This window comes from Streptosporangium sp. NPDC051022 (genome assembly GCF_040683035.1).
In the GTDB taxonomy this organism is placed as follows: domain Bacteria; phylum Actinomycetota; class Actinomycetes; order Streptosporangiales; family Streptosporangiaceae; genus Streptosporangium.
Map to the genome: position 1 here is coordinate 215,082 of NZ_JBFBCF010000011.1, position 21,163 is coordinate 236,244.

Annotated in this window: 18 protein-coding genes and 1 pseudogene; 8 read left to right on the forward strand and 11 right to left on the reverse strand. The window is 70.2% G+C overall.

Going from position 1 to position 21,163, the window contains the following annotated elements; translation table 11 throughout:
• Position 1 precedes the first annotated feature (1 nt).
• From AB0N02_RS20230 to AB0N02_RS20245, 4 genes are all read right to left on the reverse strand, one after another.
• On the reverse strand, positions 2-676 hold the full coding sequence (locus AB0N02_RS20230) for an ABC transporter ATP-binding protein (protein WP_363948550.1): 675 nt from the start codon (positions 674-676) through the stop codon (positions 2-4).
• Positions 669-2,504 (reverse strand): peptidoglycan-binding protein, encoded by a 1,836-nt coding sequence (locus tag AB0N02_RS20235; protein ID WP_363948553.1) that lies wholly within the window; start codon positions 2,502-2,504, stop codon positions 669-671. The genes AB0N02_RS20230 and AB0N02_RS20235 overlap by 8 nt, the downstream gene beginning before the upstream one ends.
• The gene (locus AB0N02_RS20240) at positions 2,504-3,322 is read right to left on the reverse strand and encodes a hypothetical protein (RefSeq protein ID WP_363948555.1); all 819 of its coding nucleotides are present in this window, start codon (positions 3,320-3,322) and stop codon (positions 2,504-2,506) included. The genes AB0N02_RS20235 and AB0N02_RS20240 overlap by 1 nt, the downstream gene beginning before the upstream one ends.
• Before the next feature lie 207 nt (positions 3,323-3,529).
• Positions 3,530-5,233, reverse strand: a complete 1,704-nt coding sequence (locus AB0N02_RS20245) for a tetratricopeptide repeat protein (RefSeq protein ID WP_363948557.1) — start codon at positions 5,231-5,233, stop codon at positions 3,530-3,532.
• 488 nt (positions 5,234-5,721) lie between these two features.
• Between AB0N02_RS20245 and AB0N02_RS20250 the strand changes: the two genes are divergently transcribed.
• Entirely contained in the window at positions 5,722-5,883 is a 162-nt protein-coding gene (locus AB0N02_RS20250; RefSeq protein ID WP_363948560.1) for a hypothetical protein, read from the forward strand.
• A gap of 228 nt (positions 5,884-6,111) precedes the next feature.
• Here the strand turns inward: AB0N02_RS20250 and AB0N02_RS20255 are convergent, their stop codons facing one another.
• From AB0N02_RS20255 to AB0N02_RS20265, 3 genes are all read right to left on the reverse strand, one after another.
• Complete coding sequence (locus tag AB0N02_RS20255) at positions 6,112-7,587, reverse strand: MDR family MFS transporter (RefSeq protein WP_363948563.1); 1,476 nt, start codon at positions 7,585-7,587, stop codon at positions 6,112-6,114.
• A gap of 438 nt (positions 7,588-8,025) precedes the next feature.
• Positions 8,026-9,231 (reverse strand): cytochrome P450, encoded by a 1,206-nt coding sequence (locus tag AB0N02_RS20260; protein WP_363948565.1) that lies wholly within the window; start codon positions 9,229-9,231, stop codon positions 8,026-8,028.
• 38 nt (positions 9,232-9,269) lie between these two features.
• Positions 9,270-9,758 carry a MarR family transcriptional regulator gene (locus AB0N02_RS20265; RefSeq protein ID WP_363948568.1) on the reverse strand — a complete coding sequence of 163 codons (489 nt, stop codon included), beginning with the start codon at positions 9,756-9,758 and terminating at the stop codon, positions 9,270-9,272.
• 154 nt (positions 9,759-9,912) lie between these two features.
• On the opposite strand from AB0N02_RS20265, the gene AB0N02_RS20270 reads away from it, so the two are divergent.
• Complete coding sequence (locus AB0N02_RS20270) at positions 9,913-10,938, forward strand: ATP-binding cassette domain-containing protein (RefSeq protein ID WP_363948571.1); 1,026 nt, start codon at positions 9,913-9,915, stop codon at positions 10,936-10,938.
• A complete protein-coding gene (locus tag AB0N02_RS20275; RefSeq protein WP_363948574.1) occupies positions 10,935-11,771 on the forward strand; it encodes an ABC transporter permease in 837 nt (278 codons plus the stop codon). The genes AB0N02_RS20270 and AB0N02_RS20275 overlap by 4 nt, the downstream gene beginning before the upstream one ends.
• Before the next feature lie 1,692 nt (positions 11,772-13,463).
• Here the strand turns inward: AB0N02_RS20275 and AB0N02_RS20280 are convergent.
• Positions 13,464-14,834, reverse strand: a pseudogene (locus AB0N02_RS20280) (BTAD domain-containing putative transcriptional regulator); the annotation flags it as partial.
• A gap of 357 nt (positions 14,835-15,191) precedes the next feature.
• Here AB0N02_RS20280 and AB0N02_RS20285 point away from each other — a divergent pair.
• Positions 15,192-15,689: a hypothetical protein gene (locus AB0N02_RS20285; RefSeq protein ID WP_363948576.1), complete on the forward strand. Its 498-nt coding sequence runs from the start codon at positions 15,192-15,194 to the stop codon at positions 15,687-15,689.
• A 9-nt stretch (positions 15,690-15,698) separates the two neighbouring features.
• Here AB0N02_RS20285 and AB0N02_RS20290 read toward each other — a convergent pair whose 3' ends face one another.
• Positions 15,699-16,241: a flavoprotein gene (locus tag AB0N02_RS20290; RefSeq protein ID WP_363948579.1), complete on the reverse strand. Its 543-nt coding sequence runs from the start codon at positions 16,239-16,241 to the stop codon at positions 15,699-15,701.
• Entirely contained in the window at positions 16,241-17,653 is a 1,413-nt protein-coding gene (locus tag AB0N02_RS20295; protein ID WP_363948582.1) for an XRE family transcriptional regulator, read from the reverse strand. Before AB0N02_RS20295 ends, AB0N02_RS20290 begins: the two co-directional genes overlap by 1 nt.
• Positions 17,654-18,011: 358 nt before the next feature.
• On the opposite strand from AB0N02_RS20295, the gene AB0N02_RS20300 reads away from it, so the two are divergent.
• Together AB0N02_RS20300 and AB0N02_RS20305 are read left to right on the forward strand one after the other, a co-directional pair.
• Entirely contained in the window at positions 18,012-18,308 is a 297-nt protein-coding gene (locus AB0N02_RS20300) for a hypothetical protein (protein WP_363948585.1), read from the forward strand.
• Between the two features lie 266 nt (positions 18,309-18,574).
• Positions 18,575-19,030 carry a hypothetical protein gene (locus tag AB0N02_RS20305; RefSeq protein ID WP_363948588.1) on the forward strand — a complete coding sequence of 152 codons (456 nt, stop codon included), beginning with the start codon at positions 18,575-18,577 and terminating at the stop codon, positions 19,028-19,030.
• A gap of 199 nt (positions 19,031-19,229) precedes the next feature.
• Here AB0N02_RS20305 and AB0N02_RS20310 read toward each other — a convergent pair whose 3' ends face one another.
• Positions 19,230-19,571 (reverse strand): DUF5997 family protein, encoded by a 342-nt coding sequence (locus tag AB0N02_RS20310; protein ID WP_363948590.1) that lies wholly within the window; start codon positions 19,569-19,571, stop codon positions 19,230-19,232.
• A gap of 88 nt (positions 19,572-19,659) precedes the next feature.
• On the opposite strand from AB0N02_RS20310, the gene AB0N02_RS20315 reads away from it, so the two are divergent.
• Positions 19,660-20,388 carry a LysR family substrate-binding domain-containing protein gene (locus tag AB0N02_RS20315; RefSeq protein ID WP_363948593.1) on the forward strand — a complete coding sequence of 243 codons (729 nt, stop codon included), beginning with the start codon at positions 19,660-19,662 and terminating at the stop codon, positions 20,386-20,388.
• Positions 20,389-20,838: 450 nt separating this feature from the next.
• Positions 20,839-21,027 carry a hypothetical protein gene (locus AB0N02_RS20320; protein WP_363948596.1) on the forward strand — a complete coding sequence of 63 codons (189 nt, stop codon included), beginning with the start codon at positions 20,839-20,841 and terminating at the stop codon, positions 21,025-21,027.
• The last annotated feature ends 136 nt before the right edge of the window (positions 21,028-21,163 follow it).

A 21,163-nucleotide genomic window follows, 5' to 3' on the forward strand; every position in this document is an offset into this window, starting at 1 on the left:
TCTACTCCTCGGTCAGGGTGCCGTCGGTGATGCGCACCCGGCGCGCGGCGCGCTCGCTCACCTCGTTCTCGTGGGTGATGACCACGATGGTCATGCCCTGGGCGCGCAGCTCGTCGAACAGGTCGAGCACGGCCTGGGTGTTCCTGCTGTCGAGGTTGCCGGTCGGCTCGTCGCACAGCAGCAGCGCGGGCTCGCCCATCAGGGCGCGGGCGATGGCGGCGCGCTGCCGCTCGCCGCCGGACATCCTGCCTGGCAGGAAGTCCACCCGGTGCGACAGCCGTACCCGCTCCAGGGCCCGCAGCGCGCGCTCGCGCCGTCCCTTGCGCGCGCCCCTGCCGTAGACCTCGGCCAGCATCACGTTCTCCAGCACGCTGCGGTGGGGCAGCAGGTGGAAGGACTGGAAGACGAATCCGATACGGCTGCCGCGCACCGTGGTCCGCGCGCCGTCCTTCAGCGCGGTGGTCTCGATGCCGTCGAGCCGGTAGCTGCCGCCGGTCGGCCGGTCGAGCAGGCCGAGCATGTTGAGGAGGGTGGACTTGCCGGACCCCGAGGGGCCGACTATGGCGACGTAGTCCGCTCTCTCGACCCTCAGGTTGACGGTGGAGAGCGCCCTGACGGGAGGATCGGCGGGAAACTCCTTGGTCAGGTCGTCGAGCAGGATGACCGGCTCAGGCACTGTTGACCACCACCCGGTCGCCCGGTTCGAGGTCACCGGTCACCTCCACGGCCCCGTCGGCGGCCAGGCCGGTACGGACCTCGACCTCCTTGACCCGGTCGGGTGCGATCTCCACCTGTACCCGGGCCTTTCCGTCCGCGGCGGTGACGACGGCCGCCGCGGGGACCACGAGCACCTGCCCGCCGGTGGCGCCGATGGTCACGTGGACGGTGACGGGGGCGCCGGCGAGCTTCCTGAGTCCCTTCATCGAGGCGGGAACGACCACCACCGGCACGGCGCCCTTCGCGTCGCGCCCGCCGAGGGAGGTCACCGTACCGGGGACGACCTTGCCGGACTCGGTTTCGATGGTCGCGTCCAGTCCCGCCTTCAGCCGCTCGGCCTCGGCCGCGTCCACCGAGCCCGAGACCACGAAGGTGGAGCCGGTCACCGTGGCGATCGGCTTGTCCGCCAGCTCGCCCGCCTTGACGGTCACCTTGTGCAGGCGGGCCGGCAGTCTGGGCAGGAAGATGATCTCCCCCGGCGGAACGGTGGTTCCGTAGGTCCGGGAGAACTCGGCCAGCAGCGCCTGTGCCGCGGCCAGGTCACGCCGGGCGTTGGCCACCTTCAGCCTGGCGGGCGAGAGCTGCCTGGCCTGCCTGAGCGCCTGCTCCGCGGTGACGACGGCCTCTCGCGCCGCACGGACGCTCTTCCCCAGCTCGGCCAGCCGCCCGTCCCGCGCGGTCCTGGCCTCCTCAAGCACCCGCTCCAGCGCCGACCGGGCGGCGGCCAGATCCGCTCTGGCGTTGGCGACCCGGAGTTCGAGCAGGCGGGTGTCGGCGGGCGGCCCGTCCGGGACGCCGATTCCGGTGCCGGTGCCGGTGCCGATTCCGGTGCCGGTGCCGGTACCGATTCCGGTGCCGGTGCCGGTACCGATTCCGGTGCCGATTCCGGTGCCGGTGCCGGTGCCGGTGCCGGTGCCGGGGCTGGAGCTGGGACCGGGCGAGAAGGTGGGCGAAGGGGTGGGCGTCGCGCGGGCCTGGGCGAGCTCCTGCTCGGCGGTCAGCAGTCTCTCCTCGGCCGCTCGTACGGCACTCTCGGCGGCCTCGACCTTGGCCTCGTCCTCGGTGGTGTGATCCTGTGCCCGCGCGCGCGCCAGCGCCTGTTCGGCCTCCCTCAGATCCCGCCGGGCGTTGGCGAGCCTGACCTTCAGGGGGAGCACGTCCGCGCCCTGGTCAAGCGCCGTGCGCTCGGTCACCAGCACTTCCTGCGCGGTCTGTACGGCCCTGCGCAGGGTGTCGCGCTGCTGCCGCAGCTCCAGGGTGGGTTGCTGTGCCTCGTAGTCCCGCTTGGCGTAGAAACGCGACACCGCGGCGATGGTCGCCTGGTCGAACACCCCGGTCACGGGCACGCGGTGGCCAAGCCTGCGCAACGCCTTCTGCAACTGCCTGACGTCGGCTCCACTGGCGCCCGGGCCGAGGCCGCGGTGCATCGGCACCTTGCCGGAGAAGACGAACACCGGGCGCCCGTTCACCTCCATCACCACCGCGCCCTCCGTGATCGTGCCTCGCCGGGGAGCACGGGTGGCCCGCTGAACGGCCTCGCCGCCGCCCACCACGCCGGCCAGCGACACCGGGTACGGCGAGCCGTACTCCAGTGCGCCGCTGACCGCGACGGTGCTGACCAGCTCGCGCCGCTCGACCGCGACGGTGACCAGTGACGGTCTGGGCGGCTTGCGTGCCGCCGCCTCGTCGGCTGGGGAGCGCAGCCGAGTGCTCACTCCCCAGCCGGCCCCCGCGACCACCAGGATCACCGCCAGAGCGAACAGCAGCCTGCCGCGCGGAGTGCGCATCACTGCTCCGTGAACCCGAACCTCACCCGGGCCTCGTTGGTGAGCCGGGTGCCCAGCGGGATGTAGGCGGCGTAGAAGTCCTTGCCGCACTCCAGGTCGACCAGCGCCGACTTGATCTCCCTGGCCAGGTACGGCCTGGCCGCCTCCGCCGTCACCGTGCCCTTCTTGCCGAGCCGTTTGGCCTCCTCGCCCCACACCGTCATGCCGCGGCCGCTCAGCCTGTTCGGCCTGCTGGAGGTCACCTGCTCGCCCTTGGACTTCAGGCATTCGGCGAAGGACCCGGCGAGCTCCACGAGCTTGGGATCACCGTCGAGCTCCTTGTCGATGCGCTCGATCTCCTTGCTCATCTGCTCCTGGTAGTCGTCGAGCGAGGTGACCTTCAGGCCGTCCACCTGCTGGAGGGCGGTGACCCGGCACTCGTTCATGGTCTTGAGGTAGGCCTGCCGCTTGGCGCCGGAGAGGCTGTTGATCGTCGCCTCGTTGGGGTCGGGCTCCGGCGTGGGGGCCTGCTCCGGGTAGACGAAGGCGGAGAAGATGCCGAAGCCGTACTTGCCGCGGTCCTCCTTCATCGCCGCGTAGTCGGCGGTGCCCGCGTCGGACCTCTTGGGCCGGCTGACCGTGGGGACGTAGCCGAAGCCCTTCTTCTTCATGCAGGTGGCGATGACATTCTCCCGCTCGCGGAGCTTGTCCGCCGAGGTGCCGCTCCCGTTGGCCGCGGGGACGGTGTTGTTCCCGCTCCCGTCGGCCGCGGGGACGGCGTTGTTCCCGCAGCCGGTCAGCACCACCAGGCAGAGCAGAGCACACGTCAACACACGCATCGAGGAACCCTCCACGGTGGAATCGCGCCACCCCTCGCGGCGCCATGGCCACCCTGGCGGCCGTTCTCCTCCACCCGGTACCGGCCGGGTATCCGTGCGTGCTCAGCCGTGTATCCGCCGGGTATCACCACCCGTTGCCGCGCCCCCCGAAGACGGATCAGCCCTTCGGCGGGCGCGGAGCGCGGGTCCGGAAGGGCGCCCCCGGCGTCACCCGGCCATGGCGCGGCGGCAGCGGGCCAGTTCCGCGCGCAGGTCGCGTCGCAGCGCCCGGTCCAGGCCTGGCTGGGCGAGCGCGTGGGCGAAGTCGCCGGCGGCCTCGTCCCACCGCCCCAGCCTCATCAACGCCGTGCCCCGGTTGTAGCGGGGCACCGGTGCCTCCGACAGCGCCACCGCCCGGTCCAGGTCGGCCACGGCGGCGGCCACGTCGCCGCGTTCGAACCGGACGGCGGCTCGGTTCGTCCACGCCTCGACCAGCTCGGGATCCCCGGCCAGGGCCCGGGTGAGCAGCTCGTCGGCTTCGGCGAGGCCGCCGCGCTCCGAGCGGATCAGCCCGAGGGTGCACAGCAGCGCGGGCTCCCGCGGGGCCAGTTCCAGCCCGGCCCGCGCGCCCGCCTCGGCCGCGTCGAGCGCGCCACGCTCCACCAGCAGGTTGACCAGGGCGATCCGGGCGTCGAGGTGCCCGGGATCGACGGCGAGCGCGCGTTCCAGGTCATCCCGCGCCCGATCGAGGCGGCCCCGCTCCTGCTGGAGCACGGCCCGGTTGTAGTACGCCTCGGGCAGGTGCGGTCCCAGGCGGATCGCGGTGCCGTAGTCCCTGATCGCGGCCTGGGAGCGGCCCGCCGCGCGGTACAGGGCGGCCCGGTCCACGTAGTACTCGCAGTTGTCGGGGTCGTGTGCGATCACGGTGTCGAGGTCGGCCAGGGCCCGTGCCGGATCGCCCAGGGCCAGGTGCACCTGCGCCCGGTTGTGGCGTAGCCGGGCCAGGTCCTGCGGACGCTCGCCCGGGGCGAGCACCGCCGTCAGCCGGGCCAGCCCGTCGTCGATCAGCCGCAGCGCGCGGGCGGGCTCACCCGCCCTGGCGTCCAGCAGGGCCAGGCCCTGCTCGTAGAAGACGGTGGACAGCACCCGCTGCCGTGGGTCGTTCGAACCCGCGGCGAGGTGGAGCGCCTGCTCCAGCCAGTGCCGCGCCAGCGCCGGGTCCTGGTCGGCCGCCGGCAGGTGCCTGGCGTACAGCATGGCGGTGGCGTACGCGGCCGACATGGTGATCTTCGGATCGTCGGTGACGGTGCGCGCCTCGTGGTAGAGGTCGAGCGCTTCGGCGGCGCGGTCCATCGCCGCCAGGGCGGTGGCCAGGCCGGTGGTGAACGCCCACCAGTGCCGCAGGTCGCCGTCCGGGGTCACCCTGGCGCGTCCGCTCCGGGCGGTTCGGGCCGCGTGGTGGTAGAAGCCGCGGGCCAGGCTGTCGCCCAGGGCCGTACGCGTCGCCTCCGGCGCCGGGTCGGCCGCCACCGGCTCGCGGGCGCCGCCGTCGCGCAGGTCCAGGCGCACCGGGGACGACCCGATCCGGCGGATCAGCGCGTCCAGCAGCTCGCGGGTGGTCTCGTCGGCACTGCCGACGTGGTCGAACCGTACCGTGACCGGCTGCCGGAGCGTGTCCGCCCAGGCCGCCACGAACTCCGCCGCGCCATAGGCCAGGCAGGCGGTGCGCCGGGCGGGATGGAACCGGATCGGCTCATCCTCGGCGGCCGGTCGTGCCGCGTGGTCGAGCCAGGGGGCGATGGCGTGCAGCTCGACCCTGTGGCGGGACGCCAGGCGGGGACGGTCGGCGGCGATCCGGCCGAGGAAGGCCGCGACCCCGGCGTACGGCCCGTGGTCGCGGTGGCAGTCGTAGCCGCCCGGCTCGCCGGTCACGGCCGGGCCGATCGCCGAAGGGGCGGGCGCCCGGGAGCACCCGCCATGCCGGCAGCTACCAGCACCACTCGATCCAGAGCCGGCGGGCGCCGGACAGCAGACGCAGCGAGCTCTTGCGGCGTACGGTCATCTTTCTCACAGGCACCTCCGTGTGATCCACTTCAGAACTGCCCAGAGCATAATCCTGTCTGACGGAAATATGTAGATCATTCACGATCGCACCGGCTCGGTAAGCATTGCCCGCTATAGGCGGTATGTGACAGGAAAGCGGAGAGAGGGGGAGTCCCACACCATGATCATCACGAGCGGCGCGGCCCTCGCCGGAGCGGTGACGCCCACCCTGCCGATCATCACGAGGCCGGGCCCGCCCTGCCCCTTATGTCCCCGGAGAAGCCTTGGACATACAACGACAAATAGGTCTGGGCTAAACCTGGCATTCATGTTCTAATGCCGGGAACAGCACATGTGGTTTAGGCAGGTGACCGCGAATGTTCACCGATGAGCGACAGGCCATCAAAGTCACGCTGCGGGACGGTTCCCGCCTGTTCTTCACCGTCCCTCGAACGTTGCGAGGGAAGGCCAAGGCCGAAGCGATCGAAGCGGCGGTGGAACTGGCCGAGAAGCTGGCGAGGACCCCGCATTCCGTCTGAGGACAGGCGGAAACCGTCGCGAACCGTGCGGACCCAACTCGTCCAAGGTCGGCTCTGGCGCGCACAGCCGCGGCGTGAGCGTGTTACAGGACGGTCGGATCATACGTCGGCACCGGACGCCCACGGCGTTCGGTGCGGCGGAAACCGTACGGCCGGAGGCGCGGGAGGCCGATCACCTCTCGCACCTTCGCCGCGGTGAGCGGCCGGATCGGGACGGCGGCGTCCGCTTCACCGTCGCGCCGGTTCCATCGGCCCGTGTTCCCCGGACTCACCGAAGCTGCTCGCCCGAGCGGGCAGGAGCAGGGCGGTGACGACCACGGCCACGGACAGCACCGCACCGATGATGAAGGCCAGCCGCATGCCGTCGAGGTTGGCGAGCGTCTCCGTGACCCCCGCGGACCTCAGGGCATCGGCTCGCACGCTCATCACGGTGATCACGAGCGCGGTGCCGATGGCCGCGGAGACCTGTTGCAACGTGCTCAGAATCGAGCTGCCGTGAGAGTAGAGCGACGGCGGAACCGCTCCGAGCCCGAGGGTGAACACCGGGGTGAAGGTCGCGGCCAGGCTCACCATCAGCAGCGCGTGCAGACCGAGGAGCTGCCAGAACGGCATGGTCATCGTGACCTGGGTGAAGCCGGCGAGCGCGAGCGTGATCCCGATCGCGCCGGGGATGATCAGAACCCGGCCGCCGAACCGGTCGAACAGGCGGCCGACGGTCGGACCGAGCAGCCCCATCGCGAGACCGCCCGGCATCACGAGGAGCCCGGTCTGCAGGGGGCTGACCTCGCGGATGTTCTGCAGGTACAGCGGCAGCAGGATCATCGAGCCGAGCATCGCCATGAAGGCCACCGACATCATGATCAGCGCGACCGTGTAGGTGCGGTGGCGCAGGGTGCGCAGGTCCATCAGCGGCACGCCGTGCTTCTGCAACGACAGCTGGCGGACGACGAAGACGGCGATGGACACCAGGCCGACCGCCGTGATCGTGGCGGCGAGGCGGACGTCACCGCCCTCGAACCGGCTGAGCCCGTAGACCAGGCTGCCGAAGCCGACGGCGGCGGTCACCACGCTCAGCCAGTCGATGGTGCTGTACTGAGGCTCCCCGACGTTCCTGAGCTGCTTCAGCCCGCCCCACGTGATCACGGCGGCGATGGGGAGCACCACGACGAACAGCAGACGCCAGGACCCGAACTGGAGGATCACCCCCGAGACCGTCGGGCCCATCGCGGGTGCGACCGAGATGGCCAGGGTGATGTTGCCCATCACCCGGCCCCGCTCCGTCTCGGGCACCACCTGCATCAGCGTGGTCATCAGCAGCGGCATCATCACCGCCGTCCCGGACGCCTGGACGATGCGGGCGCCCAGCAGCACCTCGAACGTCGGCGCGACGGCGGCCAGCGCCGTACCGAGCAGGAACAGGCCCATCGCGGTGGTGTACGCGCCGCGGGTGGACACCCGCTGCAGGAACCATCCGGTGATCGGGATGACGGCGGCCATGGTCAGCATGAAGGCGGTCGAGAGCCACTGCGCGGTCTGCTCGGTGATGTGCAGCGCGTCCATCAGCCGCGGGATCGCGTTGATCATGATCGTCTCGTTGAGAATGACCACGAACGTGGCGAGCACCAGCAGCCGGATCACGGCCGGGGTGCGACTTGGAACGGCGATCGCGGACTTGGCAGGTGAGTCGAGCTGTGGGCTGGGCACGGCACCTCAATCGGGGTCGTCGGTCAGGACGGGGTCGTCGGACATGACGTCGTCATCGCTGGCATTTCAGCCGCGGGTCTCACAGGGAGTCCTGGTCATGTCAAGCCTGCCGGGCACCACCGACAAAACTCATCGCCCACACCCAGCATTCCGGTAAGTGATACGAAATGTCACCCGGTTTTCACCAACGGCCGGCGACCTCTAGATCACGGGAGGAAACCCCCGCATCGCTCCATGACCTGGGTGAACACCTCGCACACCACACCGGGCGGGCGGATCAGGCGCACGGCTGACCGGGTCCGGCGGCATCCGCCGCCGCCGGACCCGGTCGCGCGCGCTCCTCCCGGGATCACCGCCGTCGCCCTGACCGGTCCGGTCACCGGCCGCGACGGCCTCCCGGGCGGCTTCGCCCCTCAGGGGCGCGTCCGCCGTACGGCGTCACCCCCGAACGAGCGGAAGGCGGCGCACTCCGGTCAGGGACGGTGTGGGCATGAACCGCACGGGGTCGTCCGGGTCGGTACGCAGGACGTCGAACCGGTCGAGCAGGATGTTCAGCGCGACCTGCCCCTCCAGCCGGGCCAGGGGCGCGCCCAGGCAGAAGTGGACACCGCGGCCGAAGCCGAGGTGCGGGTTGGGGGTGCGGCCGGGGTCGAAGACGTCGGGATCGGGGAACTGGCGCGGATCCCGGTTGGCCGCCGCGAGCCAGACCATGACCATCTGGTCGGCCGGGATCGTCACACCGCCGAGCCGGGCCTCACGGGTGGTGGCGCGGCCGAGGAGGGCGAACGGGGTCAGGAACCGGATGGACTCCTCGATGACGGCCGGGATCGAGGAGCGGTCGGCACGTGCCCTGTCCTGCCGCTCGGGGAAGGCGTCCAGGCACAGCACCGTGTTGCCGAGCAGCATCGTCGTGGTGATGTGCCCCGCGAGCAGCAGGACGATCGCGAAGTTGACCACCTGCTCGTCGGGCAGGCGTTCGCCGTCCACCTCGGCCTCCACCAGCCTGGTGAGCAGGTCGGCGCGCGGCTGCCGCCGGCGTTCGGCGGCGTGGGCGGCGAGATAGGCGGACATCTCCTTCCACGGTCTCATCGTGGTCTCGATGTCCGCGCTGCGCTCCTCGGCGGACTGGTTGAGCGAGATCTCGGTGTCACGCTGGAACAGCGCGTCGGCCCACTGCTTGAACAGGGCGCGATCGCCGCTGGGCACCCCGAGCAGCTCGGCGATGACGATGACCGGCAGTGGATAGGCCAGATCGCTCACGAGCTCGAACCGGTCGCGCTCGCGCGCCGCGTCGAGCAGTTCGTGGGTGAGCGCGGCGATCCTCGGTTCGAGATCCGCCACGACCTTGCGGGTGAAGGCGCTGCTGACCAGCGTGCGCAGCTTGCCGTGCTCCGGCGGGTCGATCTGGGTGATGAAGCCATTCAGCGAGAAGTCGTCCGCGCTGGGCATCAGCTCCCTGGGGAGCACGCGCATGGTGTCGGAGGAGTAGGTCACGGGGTCGCCGAGGACCTCGTGCGACTCCGGGTAACCGTAGACGTTCCACAGCCCGGTGCGGGCGTCGAACTCGACCGCCGGGCCCGATCGGGGCCCGTGCAGCCAGAAGTGCCGTTTGGGGATGTCGTACCGTTCGACGATGTCGGACATCGCCTCTCCTTGGTTGAGGATCCCTCCGCTGATGTACGTCAGGACGTCTTCTCGCGGTACTCCTTCCAGCGCTCGAACATCCCGTCCGAGTCCTGCAGGATGAAGGCGAAGAACTCCCGGGTGTCCTCCAGCCGGTCGCGCTGGCCGGACCGGTCGTCGCCGATGACCGACAGCCCGAAGTCGAGCGTGTCGAGGCTCTGCCTGACGACGGCCAGCTGCACCCGCATGACCTGATCCCACCCCCCGCTGATCATCCGGTAGCGGTGCTCGCGAGTGGATGTGGGGACGCGTTCCACCATCCCGCTCAGCTCCAGCTGCCTGGCGACCGTGCTGACCGCGGTCTTGCTCACGCCCAGCTCCGCCGCCAGCTCGGTGAGGGACCGGTCGGGCGGGTCGCAGATCATGAGCCACGCGTGCATGCGGCCCATCGTGCGCGTCCCGCCCAGGCGCTCCATGATCAGTCCCATGCGATCGACGAACTCGATCTCCGAAGGGTTCACCCGTGCCAACTCCGCAATGAACGTCAACCACGTACTTTACGTAGTGTACGTCTTGCCCCGGCACGCGTGAAGAGACGAGGCCGAAGGACGAGTCCGCCGCCGAGTGCCGGAACAGAACTCCCAGAAACCGGTGAAACCCGGTCGAGGGCGCCGTGAAACCGGCGCCGCCGATAGTGGAGCCATGAGCATCACAGAACTCGGACGTACCGGGGGCGGCACGGTCCCCGGCGGGGGCACCGATCTGGCCGTACGTGTGGAAGGGCTTGTGAAGACGTTCGGCGGGCACCGTGCCGTCGACGGGATCGACCTGGACGTACACCCGGGTGAGATCTTCGGCGTCCTCGGCCCGAACGGCGCCGGCAAGACCACCATGCTGCGGATGCTGGCCACCCTGTTGAAGATCGACGCGGGCCGTGCCGAGATCTTCGGGGTCGACGTGGCCGGCAACCCGCACGTGATCCGGCAACTGGTCGGCGTCACCGGACAGTACGCGTCGGTCGACGAGAACCTGACCGCCCGCGAGAACCTCTGGCTCTTCGGTCGCCTGCAGGGCATCGCCGCGCCGCGTGCCCGCCGCGTCGCCACGGAGTTGCTGGGCCAGTTCGGCCTGGAGGAGGCCGCCGACAGGCCGATCGCGCAGTTCTCCGGCGGCATGCGCCGGCGCCTCGACCTGGCGGCCAGCCTGATCACCAGACCACCGCTGATCTTCCTCGACGAGCCGACCACCGGTCTCGATCCGCGCACGCGCGGCCAGATGTGGGACACCATCCGCGGTCTGGTCGCCGACGGCTGCACGGTGCTGCTGACCACGCAGTATCTGGACGAGGCCGACCAGCTCGCCGATCGCGTCGCCGTCATCGACCGCGGCCGCAAGGTCGCCGAGGGCACCCCCGACGAGTTGAAGACCGCGGTCGGCGACTCCACCCTCCAACTGCTGCTCGCCGACCCGGGCGAGGTGTCCACCGCCGTTGAGGTCGTACGGCGTGTCCTCGGCTCCGACCCGGTCCTCAGCCCGGAGCAGGGCCGCCTCAACGTCGCCCTCGACCAGGCCGACCTGGCCGCGGACGTACTGATCGCGCTGCGCACCGCCGGGGTGTCGATCTCCTCGGTGAGCGTGGCCAAACCCAGCCTGGACGAGGTGTTCCTCGCCCTCACCGGCCACGAAACGGACGGGGACGACAAGACCGGCACGAAGGAGAACCGATGAGCACCATGATCGCACCCGCCCGCGAGGCGGTCCGGGCCGCCGACCGCGTGGCGGCCGCCCGGCGGCACGTCTCCCTGGGGGAGACCGTCGGCCAGACCATGATGATGGCGTGGCGGGCGCTCAAGAAGATGCTCCGCAATCCGGAGCAGTTCTTCGACGTGACGCTGCAGCCGATCCTGTTCACCGCGATGTTCGCCTTCATCTTCGGCGGCGCCGTCTCCGGCGACGTGGAGAGCTACCTCCCCCTGATGATCCCCGGCATCCTCGCCCAGACCGTGCTGACGACGTGCATGGCCACGGGCACGCAACTCCGCGAGGACATGGAGAAGGGCGTCTTCGACCGGTTCAAGTCGTTGCCGATCGCCCGGATCGCGCCGCTCGCCGGCCCGATGGTGGCCGACCTGCTGCGCTACACGATCTCGGCCACCCTGACCTTCGGCATGGGGCTGGGGCTGGGCTACCGCCCGGGCGGCGGAGCCGGCGGCGTGCTCGCCGCGATCCTGCTGGCGATCTTCACGGGCTGGTCGCTGGCGTGGATCTTCACCTGGGTCGGCACGATCTCCCGGAGCGCCCAGGCCGTACAGGGCATCTCGATGATGATCCTGTTCCCGCTGACGTTCCTGTCGAACGCGTTCGTCCCCGTCGAGACCCTGCCCGGCTGGCTGGCCGCGTTCGTACGGGTCAACCCGGTCTCACACCTGGTCACGGCCGCCCGCGACCTCGCCAACAACGCCCTCCTCAGCGGAGAGGTGGCCTGGACGCTCCTGGCGTGCCTGATCGTCATCGCGATCTTCGCGCCGCTGTCGGTGCGCAGCTACAAGCGGCACATGTGACCTCCGCCCGGCACGACCGGAGACCTGTTCGACGAGATTCCGCGCCTCGTCGAACAGGTCGGAGCCGCGTCGATCGCCGTACTCGGCCCGCACGGCGGCGATCATCCCGGGCGCGGCCCGCTCGGCGTGCGGTTCGATCCGCCCGAAGGCCATGCTGGGCATGCTGCTGTGGTACGCGAACCGCTCGGCCAGCACCAGCAACCCGATCGCGTCGCGAGGAGCCGTGGCTCTCCGCAACAGCCCCCAGGCACCGAGCGCGAAGAGCATCGAGCCGCACAGCGGGTAGTCCAGGAGCGAGTCCTCCTCGTCCAGCAGGTCCCGGCCCCGGACGGTGGAGAACAACTCCTCTCCGTACCGGACGTCCTCCGGCGAGGCGGCGTGGTACGCGTACGCCGTCAGGGCGATCGACACCGCGACGATCGTCCACGGCGTGAGCTCCGCGTGCGGCATCCCCGGCAGGCGCACGTCGCGCGCCCGCCGGACGGCCAGGCGGTACTCCGCGAGCGCGGCGGCCGTCTCGCCGCGGCCGAGGGCGAGTTCGGCCACGCACAACGAGACGGCCGCCGACCCGCCGAGCACCGCCTCGCTGTCGTTGATCCGGGTGATCTCGGCGAGCTCGGCCTCGGCGGTGCCGAGATCACCGTCGACGAGTGCGGAGACCAGCAGCACCGAGCGGAGCTGGGTCTCGTCGTCGGTGGCGCCGACGCGGCTCAGCACCGGGATGGCGGTCCGCGCGTGTCCGACCGCCCGCCGCCGGTCACCGAGTTGCGCGACCAGGTGTGCCAGCACGGCGTGCATGATCGCGGCGGACCACGGCCCCTCGTCCTCGCCGAGCATCGTCAGGGCCCGCTCGGCGGCCTCGACCGCCCCGGTCGCGTCTCCCGCGTTCTCCAGGACGTGGACGCTCATCTGCGTCGCCGCCAAGGCCACGTCGCGGTCGGCGCTCCGGCACAACTCCGCCAGCCGGCGGCGCACGTCGGCACCGTCGGCCGTGGCGCACGCGAGCAGCACCGTGGCCGTCGCCGCCACCCGGGGATCCGTCGTGTCATCGGTGGGCAGGCCACGGAGAAGGGCGCGCAGCGGATCGCTGCGGCGGTCGATGATGATCACGTTGTGTGTGAGCGCGACCAGTACGGCGGCCCTGGTCACCTCGACGAGGTGCGGCGGCGGCATCCAGCCGGTGATCACCTGGATGATCGCATCCCAGTGAACGAGGATCCGGGGGTAGTCGCCGCGAACCGTCCACAGCGCGCCGACGCCGGCCAGCAACTGGACCGTCGTGACCGGATCGGACTCGCCGAGAGCCTGCCGGAGCAGATCGGCGAGGTTGCTCTCCTCGGCGCCCAACGCGTCGACCGCCGCGAACTGCGCCGGGCTGAACAGCTCGAAGGCGTGCTCGAGGGCGTACTCCGTCGCCCAGGCCCGCTGCGCCCTCCGAGCGGGCGCCTCCTCACCGGTCTCCTTCAGCCGCATCCGCCCGAACTCCCTGACGGTCTCCAGCATCCGGTAGCGGAGGCCGTACGTCGTCTCGCGGACGCTCAGCATCGACTGCTCGGTCAGCGCGTCCACGACGTGCAGGGCGTCCGGGCCGAGTACGTGCTCCGCCGCGGCCAGCGTGAAACCGTCGCCGAACAGCGACAACCACCGCAACGCCCGCCGTTCCGGCTCGCCCAGCAGATTCCACGACCAGTCGATGACCGCGAGCAGCGTCTGGTGCCGGTCGGGGGCCGTACGGTTCCCGCCGCGCAGCAGGGCGAACCGGTCCGCCAGGCGCCGCGCGATCTCCTCCACCGACATCACCCGCACCCTGGCCGCGGCCAGCTCGATCGCGAGCGGCAGCCCGTCGAGACGGGCGACGACCTCCTCGACCACTCCCTCGTCGATCCGCACCCCCGGGCGGGCGGCCGTGGCGCGCTGGCGGAACAACTCGACCGCGTCGCCCGTGGACAGCTCGCCGAGCAGGTAGACGCGTTCGGCGGGGATCGACAAGGGGGCGCGCGAGGTGATGAGCACCCGCAGGTCGCGGGTCGTCACGGTCAGGAACGCCACCAGGTCGGCGACGGCCTCGATCACGTGCTCGCAGTTGTCCAGGATCAGCAGCGCCGGAGCCTGGTCGAGATGCTGGGCGATCCGGGCGCGAACGTCGGAGCGCTGCCCGGCGGTCAAGGTACGACGCCCGCTGACCGAGTCCCGGACCCCGAGCGCCGAGCCCACCTCGCCCACCACGCCCTCCGGCGAGGAGACGCCGACGAGCTCGACGAAGTGGACGACGGGCTGCGCGGCGTTCCTGCCGACGACATGAGCCAGCCGCGTCTTGCCCAGCCCGCCGGGGCCGACTATGGAGACCACCCGGTTCGTCTGCGACAGGGCGTGCACCGCACGGATGTCGCCGTCGCGGCCGAGCAGCGAGGAACCGTCGAACAGGATGCCCTCACGCACCGGCCGATCGGCGGCGAGGAGTTCGGCGTACACGCGGGCGAGCTCAGGCCCCGGTTCGGCGCCGAGCCGCGCGACCACGTCCGCGCGATACCGCCCGTAGCGCTCCAGGGCGGCGGCGACACCCCGTACGGCGGCCTCGCTGCGCAGCAGGCAGGCGAGCAGTTCCTCGTCGTGCGGCCGATCGGCCGCGGCCTCCTCCAGCAGCGGCAGCGCGCCCTCGTGAGCGCCACTCCGGCCCCGCGCGATCGCCGCCACCCGTCGCGCCTCGGCCGCCCACCCCGCCGCGACGCCCCTCAGTTCGGCGAGCGGGCCCGTGGCGCCGTCCAGGCCACCGGCCACGAGACCCATGGCCTCCTCGGCGCATCGACGCGCGAGCGCCGTGTCGTCCTCGCCCAGTGCGGCCCGTGCCTGCTCCACCAGCGCGCCGAGCAACAGCGCGTCCACCTGACCGGCGGGCACCCCGAGCCGGTAACCACGCGGGATCCGCACCACGACGTCGGCACAGGTCGCCGCCCTGGTCCGCGAGACGACCACCTGCAACGCCTTCGTCGGGTTGGCCGGAGCCTCGTCGGGCCACAACTCCTCGATCAGGCGCTCGTCACCGACCCCCGCACGCCCGTGCATGGCGAGCAGGGCGAGCAGGGTGTGCGCGCGATCGCCGATCACGCGAACATCCCGCCAGCGGACGCCGTCGAGCAGGACCAGTGAGGGGGACACACCCTCAGCTTACGGACGAGTCACCGTTGAGGAGCGCGACCGCGTGGGTATCGCGGCGGGTGAATCGAGGCCGACGAGGCCGGGTCATCGACCGGCGGCCTTGAACACCACCGGCCCGGCCGGTTCAACCGGAACCGGATCGCCCGGAGACGACCTGAGACAGACCCCGCCGTTCCGCCTTGGACCGGCGTGGCGAGCCAGAGCGATCCGGCGTGCCCGTGAGCCCCTTTTCCCCGCTTCGCCGCCGGAAACCCCATCCTCGCCGTGGCCGGCGCCGTCGGGCACTACGTGGTCCTCGACCGGCCGATCCTGCTGGGCACCCTGGCCGCGAGCCTGATCATCGTCTCCGGGGCGCTCGTCCTCGGGGGAGGGCCCCGCGGGCCCGTCATCGCGCTTGGGATGATCTGGACGACCATAGGGTTGGTCACCTACGTGAACAACCAGCAGGTGTACGCCCAGATCCCCGGCCCGACCGGCAGCGGGCTGGAGGTGCGTGTCCTGTACGACGGCTGGATCGTCCCCGACTGGACGCTCATGGTCCGCAAGAACGACGGCCTGCTGACGCGTGAGTGGTCCTTGGTGGAGCGCTTCAGCTACGAGCACTCTGACGGCCTGCCTGTGGTGACCTGGGTCGATCCCTCGCACGTGCGCCTGGACGACAGGCCGGGTGATGATCGGGCGCTCTGGGGCGGGCAGGTGGTCGTCCTGGACCCCGAGACCGGGCGACCGCTTGATACCCCCACAAGAACAATTCGGCAGTGATCCACACTCTTATCGGGGACGGTGCTGCTCGATCTCCCTCAAAGCCAGCGCCCAGGGATAGGCCTCCAGGATCTCGCCTCCGGCGCCGGGTGGGTGGGGTTCGAACCGGCCGGGACCGAGCAGGACGGGGATGCCCTCGGCGCGCAGGGTTTCGACGCTGCGGCGGAAAGGGTCACGGGAGGCGAAGGCGGTGTTGACGAAGGGCAGTACGACCACGGGGATGCCCAGGCCTGGGGCTTCGGCGAGCAGGCCCAGGGCGTAGGTGTCGGCGATGCCCTGGGCGAACTTGTTGATGGTGTTGTAGGTGGCGGGGGCGACGATGATCACATCGGCGCGTGGGGGCCGGGGTTCGTACGGCTTGCGGTACTGGCTGCGTACCGGGCGGCCGGTCTGCCGTTCCAGGGCGGGGACGTCGATGAAGTCCAGGGCGGGCGGGGTGGCGACGATCTGGACGGCCCAGCCGTCGTCCTGGGCGAGGGTGACCAGGCGGCCGACGTCACCGGCGGCTCCGGCGGCGCACACGACGATGTAGAGCACATTGCCCGGTTCCATCAAGTGACGACTCCCAGGGATGTGGCGTACTCGAAAGCTTCGCGACGGACGCTGACCGGTGCTGTGGCGGCGATGTCGCGGACGAGGCGAAGGGCGGCCGGGCGGCCGGTGACCTCCTCGGCGGCGATCTGCCCGGCGGCGCGCAGGATGTGAAGGGCCTTGTCGTGCTTTCCGCACATGAGGAACGCCTGGGCGGTGTCGACCAGGAGCCTGCCCTTGCGCTCGTTGGTGGACAGCCTGTCGAGGTCTATCCGGCGGGCGTGGTCGATCGCGGTTCCCGCGTCGCCGAGCCACAGGGCGACGTTGACCCGGTGGCACAGTACGTTGGCCGGGCCGAACGAGGTCCACTGGTGGTTGCCGTCGTAGCCGAGTCGCCGGGCCGCCTGGGCGGCCTCGTCGAGCAGTTCGACGGTGACGTGCCGGTTGCCGGTCTGCGCGGCGGCCACGGCACCGCTCAGCAGCAGGGATCCGTAGATCGACAGCTCGTCGCCGGAAGGCTGTTCGAGGTCGGTGTCCATGCGGGCGGCCGCGGTACCGGCCGTGCTGATGGCGACCCGGTGGTGGGCTCCGTTCATGAGGGCGCGGGTGATGACCCGGGAACTCGATCCGATCGCCAGGGGGCTCTGGCTGGCGTGGGCGGCCAGGAGGCTGCGGTCCGCGGCGAGCCAGGCGAGGCCCTTGTTCTCCTGCTTGAGCAGGATGGAGGCCGCGATGTGGTGCACCTTGGCGGACAGGGCGTGCGCTCGTAGTCTCTCGTCGCCGTCCAGGGTGGAGCAGGCGGCGCGGAGCGTGCGGATCAGGGACGGCAGCCCGGCGATCACCTGGGAGTAGCGGCTGGCCTGGTAGCCGCGTTTGGCCTGGGCGACCATGGCGGTGATCGATGCCAGATCCGCGGGACCGTCGAAGAGGCCGGAGTGTCCCAGCAGCGCGACGGCGAGATCATCGGTGTCCTGCCCCTTGTCATGGGGCGGCTCGGGCTGGTGAAGCACCGCGCTGAACAAGGCGGCTCCGGTCAGCCCGACGAGCTCACGGCGTCGCATCTCATTCTCGTCCTCCCCCTCGCCGACGAGATCCACGGTACGTGGCACACCCGCCAGAGCGTCAGCCTTCACCGAGTGGTCGTTTCGGGCCAAAACACCCGCGGCTGCCTTGCGTTTCTCGTCGCGCATGAGCCTGGAGAAGCCGAGCTGTTCCGGAGTCAGGCCGGTGAGCTGGGTGAGGGCCAGGCGGTAGAAGGTACTGGGCCATCTGACCTCCCCGGTTTCCCAGCGGCGGACCCGTTCCTCGTCGCAGGCCAGGCGTTCGGCGACGCCGACCGAGGTGGCGTTGATCCTCTCGGCCGTCTCAAGCCGGGTGAGCCGGTTGGTGGTGCGCCATGCCCGTAACAGGGCGTTCGGGGCCTTCTCGGCCATCTCCTGCTTTTCCTCTCAGCGGGGGGAGTCAAGAGGGGAGCCGACAGGGGACTGTGCGGGGGTCCTGTCGGGCTCCGATCGCCGGTGGACTTGTCACCAAGCAACCACGCTACGTCAACCCGCCTCCCGCCGCAGGGAGCGCGGATCAAATGTCGAAATATCGAGAAGATGGCGACGGTGACCCGGCCAGACGAGCCCAGAGAAGAAACCCCTGTCCCTCGTGCCGAGGACGTGGACCCAAGCTGCGCAGTTCATGCCGTGCCCTCCTCGCCGGCGAGAACGGCAGTGATCGAGAGACGTACGGAGAACAGGAATGTCTCGACCGCCTCGGAGGCGGCCGGGCCGAAAGGAGCGTGGCATGAACCCTCCTCCCCAGGCCGTCGCCGTTCCCCCGCAAGCCAGCCCACAGGAAGAGCAGCAGAGCGAAGCCCTCCTCCCCCGCCTGCAGGCAGCACTGTTGTGGCGCGGGGTGCGGGCCGAACTACGGGACAACGGCACCGCCCTGATGATTCCCCGCCCCAAGCTGGGGATGCCGGTATGGGTGTTCGTCGGGTACGGCGGCACCTACTTCTCCTGGCAGTCCGCCGAGAGGCGCCACCCGGTCAATGACCTGAAGGGTGCGGCAAAGGTCCTGGCCGAGTACGCCGGCCGATAGACGGGCGCGGCGGGCAGGGCCCCTCGGTACTGGAGGGGGCCGGGGAGCACCACCCCTGCCCCGTCGCGCCTCCCAACGTCCCGGCAGACAGCTCAAGCGGACGCATGCAGCCCACCCCGTACCGCATGCCCTTTCCCCCGCCCCCGTCTGCCGGGACCTTCCCTTTCCTCCGTCCACCTTCGTCCAGGGGCGGGGGCAGCACTTCCGTCAGCAAGGTCGAGGACGGTGCGGAGGTGTTGTCGTACCCGGTGGCTACTCTCCAGCCCATGACGGTCCCGGAGATCATCCCCATAAGCTACGAGCCCGACTACCACACCGACACGATCGGCCACTGGGAAGGCGGGCAGTTCCTCGGCTCCGTCGTCGCCGTCTTCCCCAAGGGCTACACCCACACCGACGACTGGCCGGCCCACAAACACTGGCACGCCGTCCTGCACACCTTCGACGCCTCCGGCCACCACCTCGCTTCCCGCATCGAGCGCACCGGCACCGAAGCCGACCACCGGGCGTCCGTGGACGCCGCCCAGGGCCTGCTGGAGCAGTGGCTCGACGAACTCCCCGGCCGCCGCTTCGGCGACATCGCCATCCGGCCCTTCCGGCACGAGTTCGACGGCGTGCTCTTCGGCCTCGTCATCGAGACCTTCGAAGGCACCGAACACGCCGAGCTCTACCCGGACACTCTCGGCTTCTACGAACCCTGGGACGGCTTATACGACACCTGACCGCCTGACCCGCCTGGAAGGGCAGAGGCGTGGAGTGCGGCAGGGCTCAGGTTGTCAGCGACAACTCACACACCACGCCCGCGAACGCAACCGGACTGGGACTCGTCCAGGGGCGTTATCACCGGATGGTCACTCAGCGAGGCGGTGGCGGCAGCCCGGAGACACCTCTGAGGCCGGAAACGTACGGGATCTCCGCTGTCTAGCGTTGCTGCTTAAGGCGGAGTGCTTCTTTGCGAACCTCGACCTGGAGGGACTGCTCGCGCTCCAGCCACGCCGGGTTCTCCGCTTTCAGCTCATCGATCTCAGCGGTGGTGAGCGGTTCGGTGATCCCATTCCTGATCAGGCCGGCAATGGAGACCTTGAGCTTCGCGGCGATGACCTGCTTGGTGTGCGGGCCGTTGCGGCGCAGGTCGGCGAGCCAGGCGGGTGGTGTCGACTGCAACTCGTTCAGCTCGTCCCTGGAGACGACACCCGCCTGGAACTCGGCGGGAGTGGCCGAGAGAGGGACACCCAGCTTCTTGGCCGCGGTCGCAGGCTTCATTGTCTGGGTGGTCTTCGGTTTGGGCGAGGTCATGGCGTCAAGAGTAGTCAGCCGGAACAGGTCCCCTTGCCATCGGTACCCTGAGGAAGTGGCTGATGGAGAGACCGGCAGGATGTTTCGACTGGCGTACGCGCCCGGGGTGACACCCGCGAAATGGATCAACATCTGGACCGAGAGAATGCCCGGCGTGCCGGTTACCCTGGTCGCGGTTCCCGCCGCCGAGGTGGTGGGACTCCTCCGGAATGGCGGCGCCGACGCCGGGTTCGTCCGGCTGCCGGTCGACCGGGACGGGCTCAGCGTGATTCCTCTCTACGTGGAGACCACGGTGGTCATGGCGCCCAAGGACCACGTGATCGCCGCCGCCGACGAGGTGGCCATCGCCGATCTTGTCGACGACGAGGTGTTCCATCCCCTGGACGAGACCATCGAGTGGACCGTCCGGCCCGGGCTGCCCGCGTTCACCCGCCCGGCCACAACGGCGGACGCGGTCGAGCTGGTAGCGGCCGGCACCGGGATTCTCCTGGTTCCGCTGTCGCTGGCACGCCTTCACCACCGCAGAGATCTCACTTACCGGCCGGTGCCGGACGCGCCGCAGTCTCAGGTCGCGCTGAGCTGGCCCACGGACGCGACCACTGACCTGGTGGAAGATTTCATCGGCATCGTCCGCGGCCGGACGGTGAACAGCTCGCGGGGCCGTACTCCCGCCTCCCCTGCGGAGAAACCGGCACAGCGGCAGGCACAAAAACCCGCACAGAGTGGCTCCGGTCGCCGGGCCGTGCCAGCCGGCCGTAAAAAGAAGGGCCACCGGCCTCGATGACCTGCGGACAGACGCGCCAATCACCTTAGCCTCGACGAAGGGACGGTGAAGGTCCTGAAGGCGCAGCGGAGCAGGCAAGCCGCCGGGCGCCGGGACAGGGATGGAAAGGACTCCCTGTCAGCAAGGAGCAGAGACGGCCGAGAAAACCAGGGTTGCGTCCGCTGTTGCATCGGTGGTGCGCGGCACGGGCGTTGCTCGGGTCGAGCGGAGCGCCCCTTGCTTCTGGCCAGGCTCGGATCACCAGCGCATCGAGGGATGTCTGCGTTTCATCCCGAGGCATTGATTCAGACGGCAAGATGACCTTGCGCGAGTACTGCACGCGCACGGAGCCGAGAAAAAGGTGGCTCCGACTTTGCAAGACCGATCGCTGTTGGCGTGAGGTCGAGCCATCGTCGGACTGCTTGCCCGTATCCCGGCTCGGCCTCGACTTGGATAGAGAGTCGAGAGAGCATGACCCCCCTGAAGGCCCTGCTTGTCTTCGTGGCCGTCCTCATCGGGATTATCGCTGCCCAGTTCGCCGGGTTCTCCGCGCGGCTGGGTGGAGCCGAGTCCCACACCGTGATCATCACGAGCGGTGCGGCGTTTGCCGGAGCGGTGACGCTCACCTTGCTGATCATCGGGAGCTTGGGCCTGCTCTGACCCTGCACACGTGAAAGCCCGGCTCACCGGCCGGGTTTTGGACATGCGGAACCTGCCTCGAGTTATGCTGCCCGAATTCGAGCAAGGTCAACACGGGCGCGCATCCCGCAGCGTGGGCGTGTTGCAAGACGGCCGG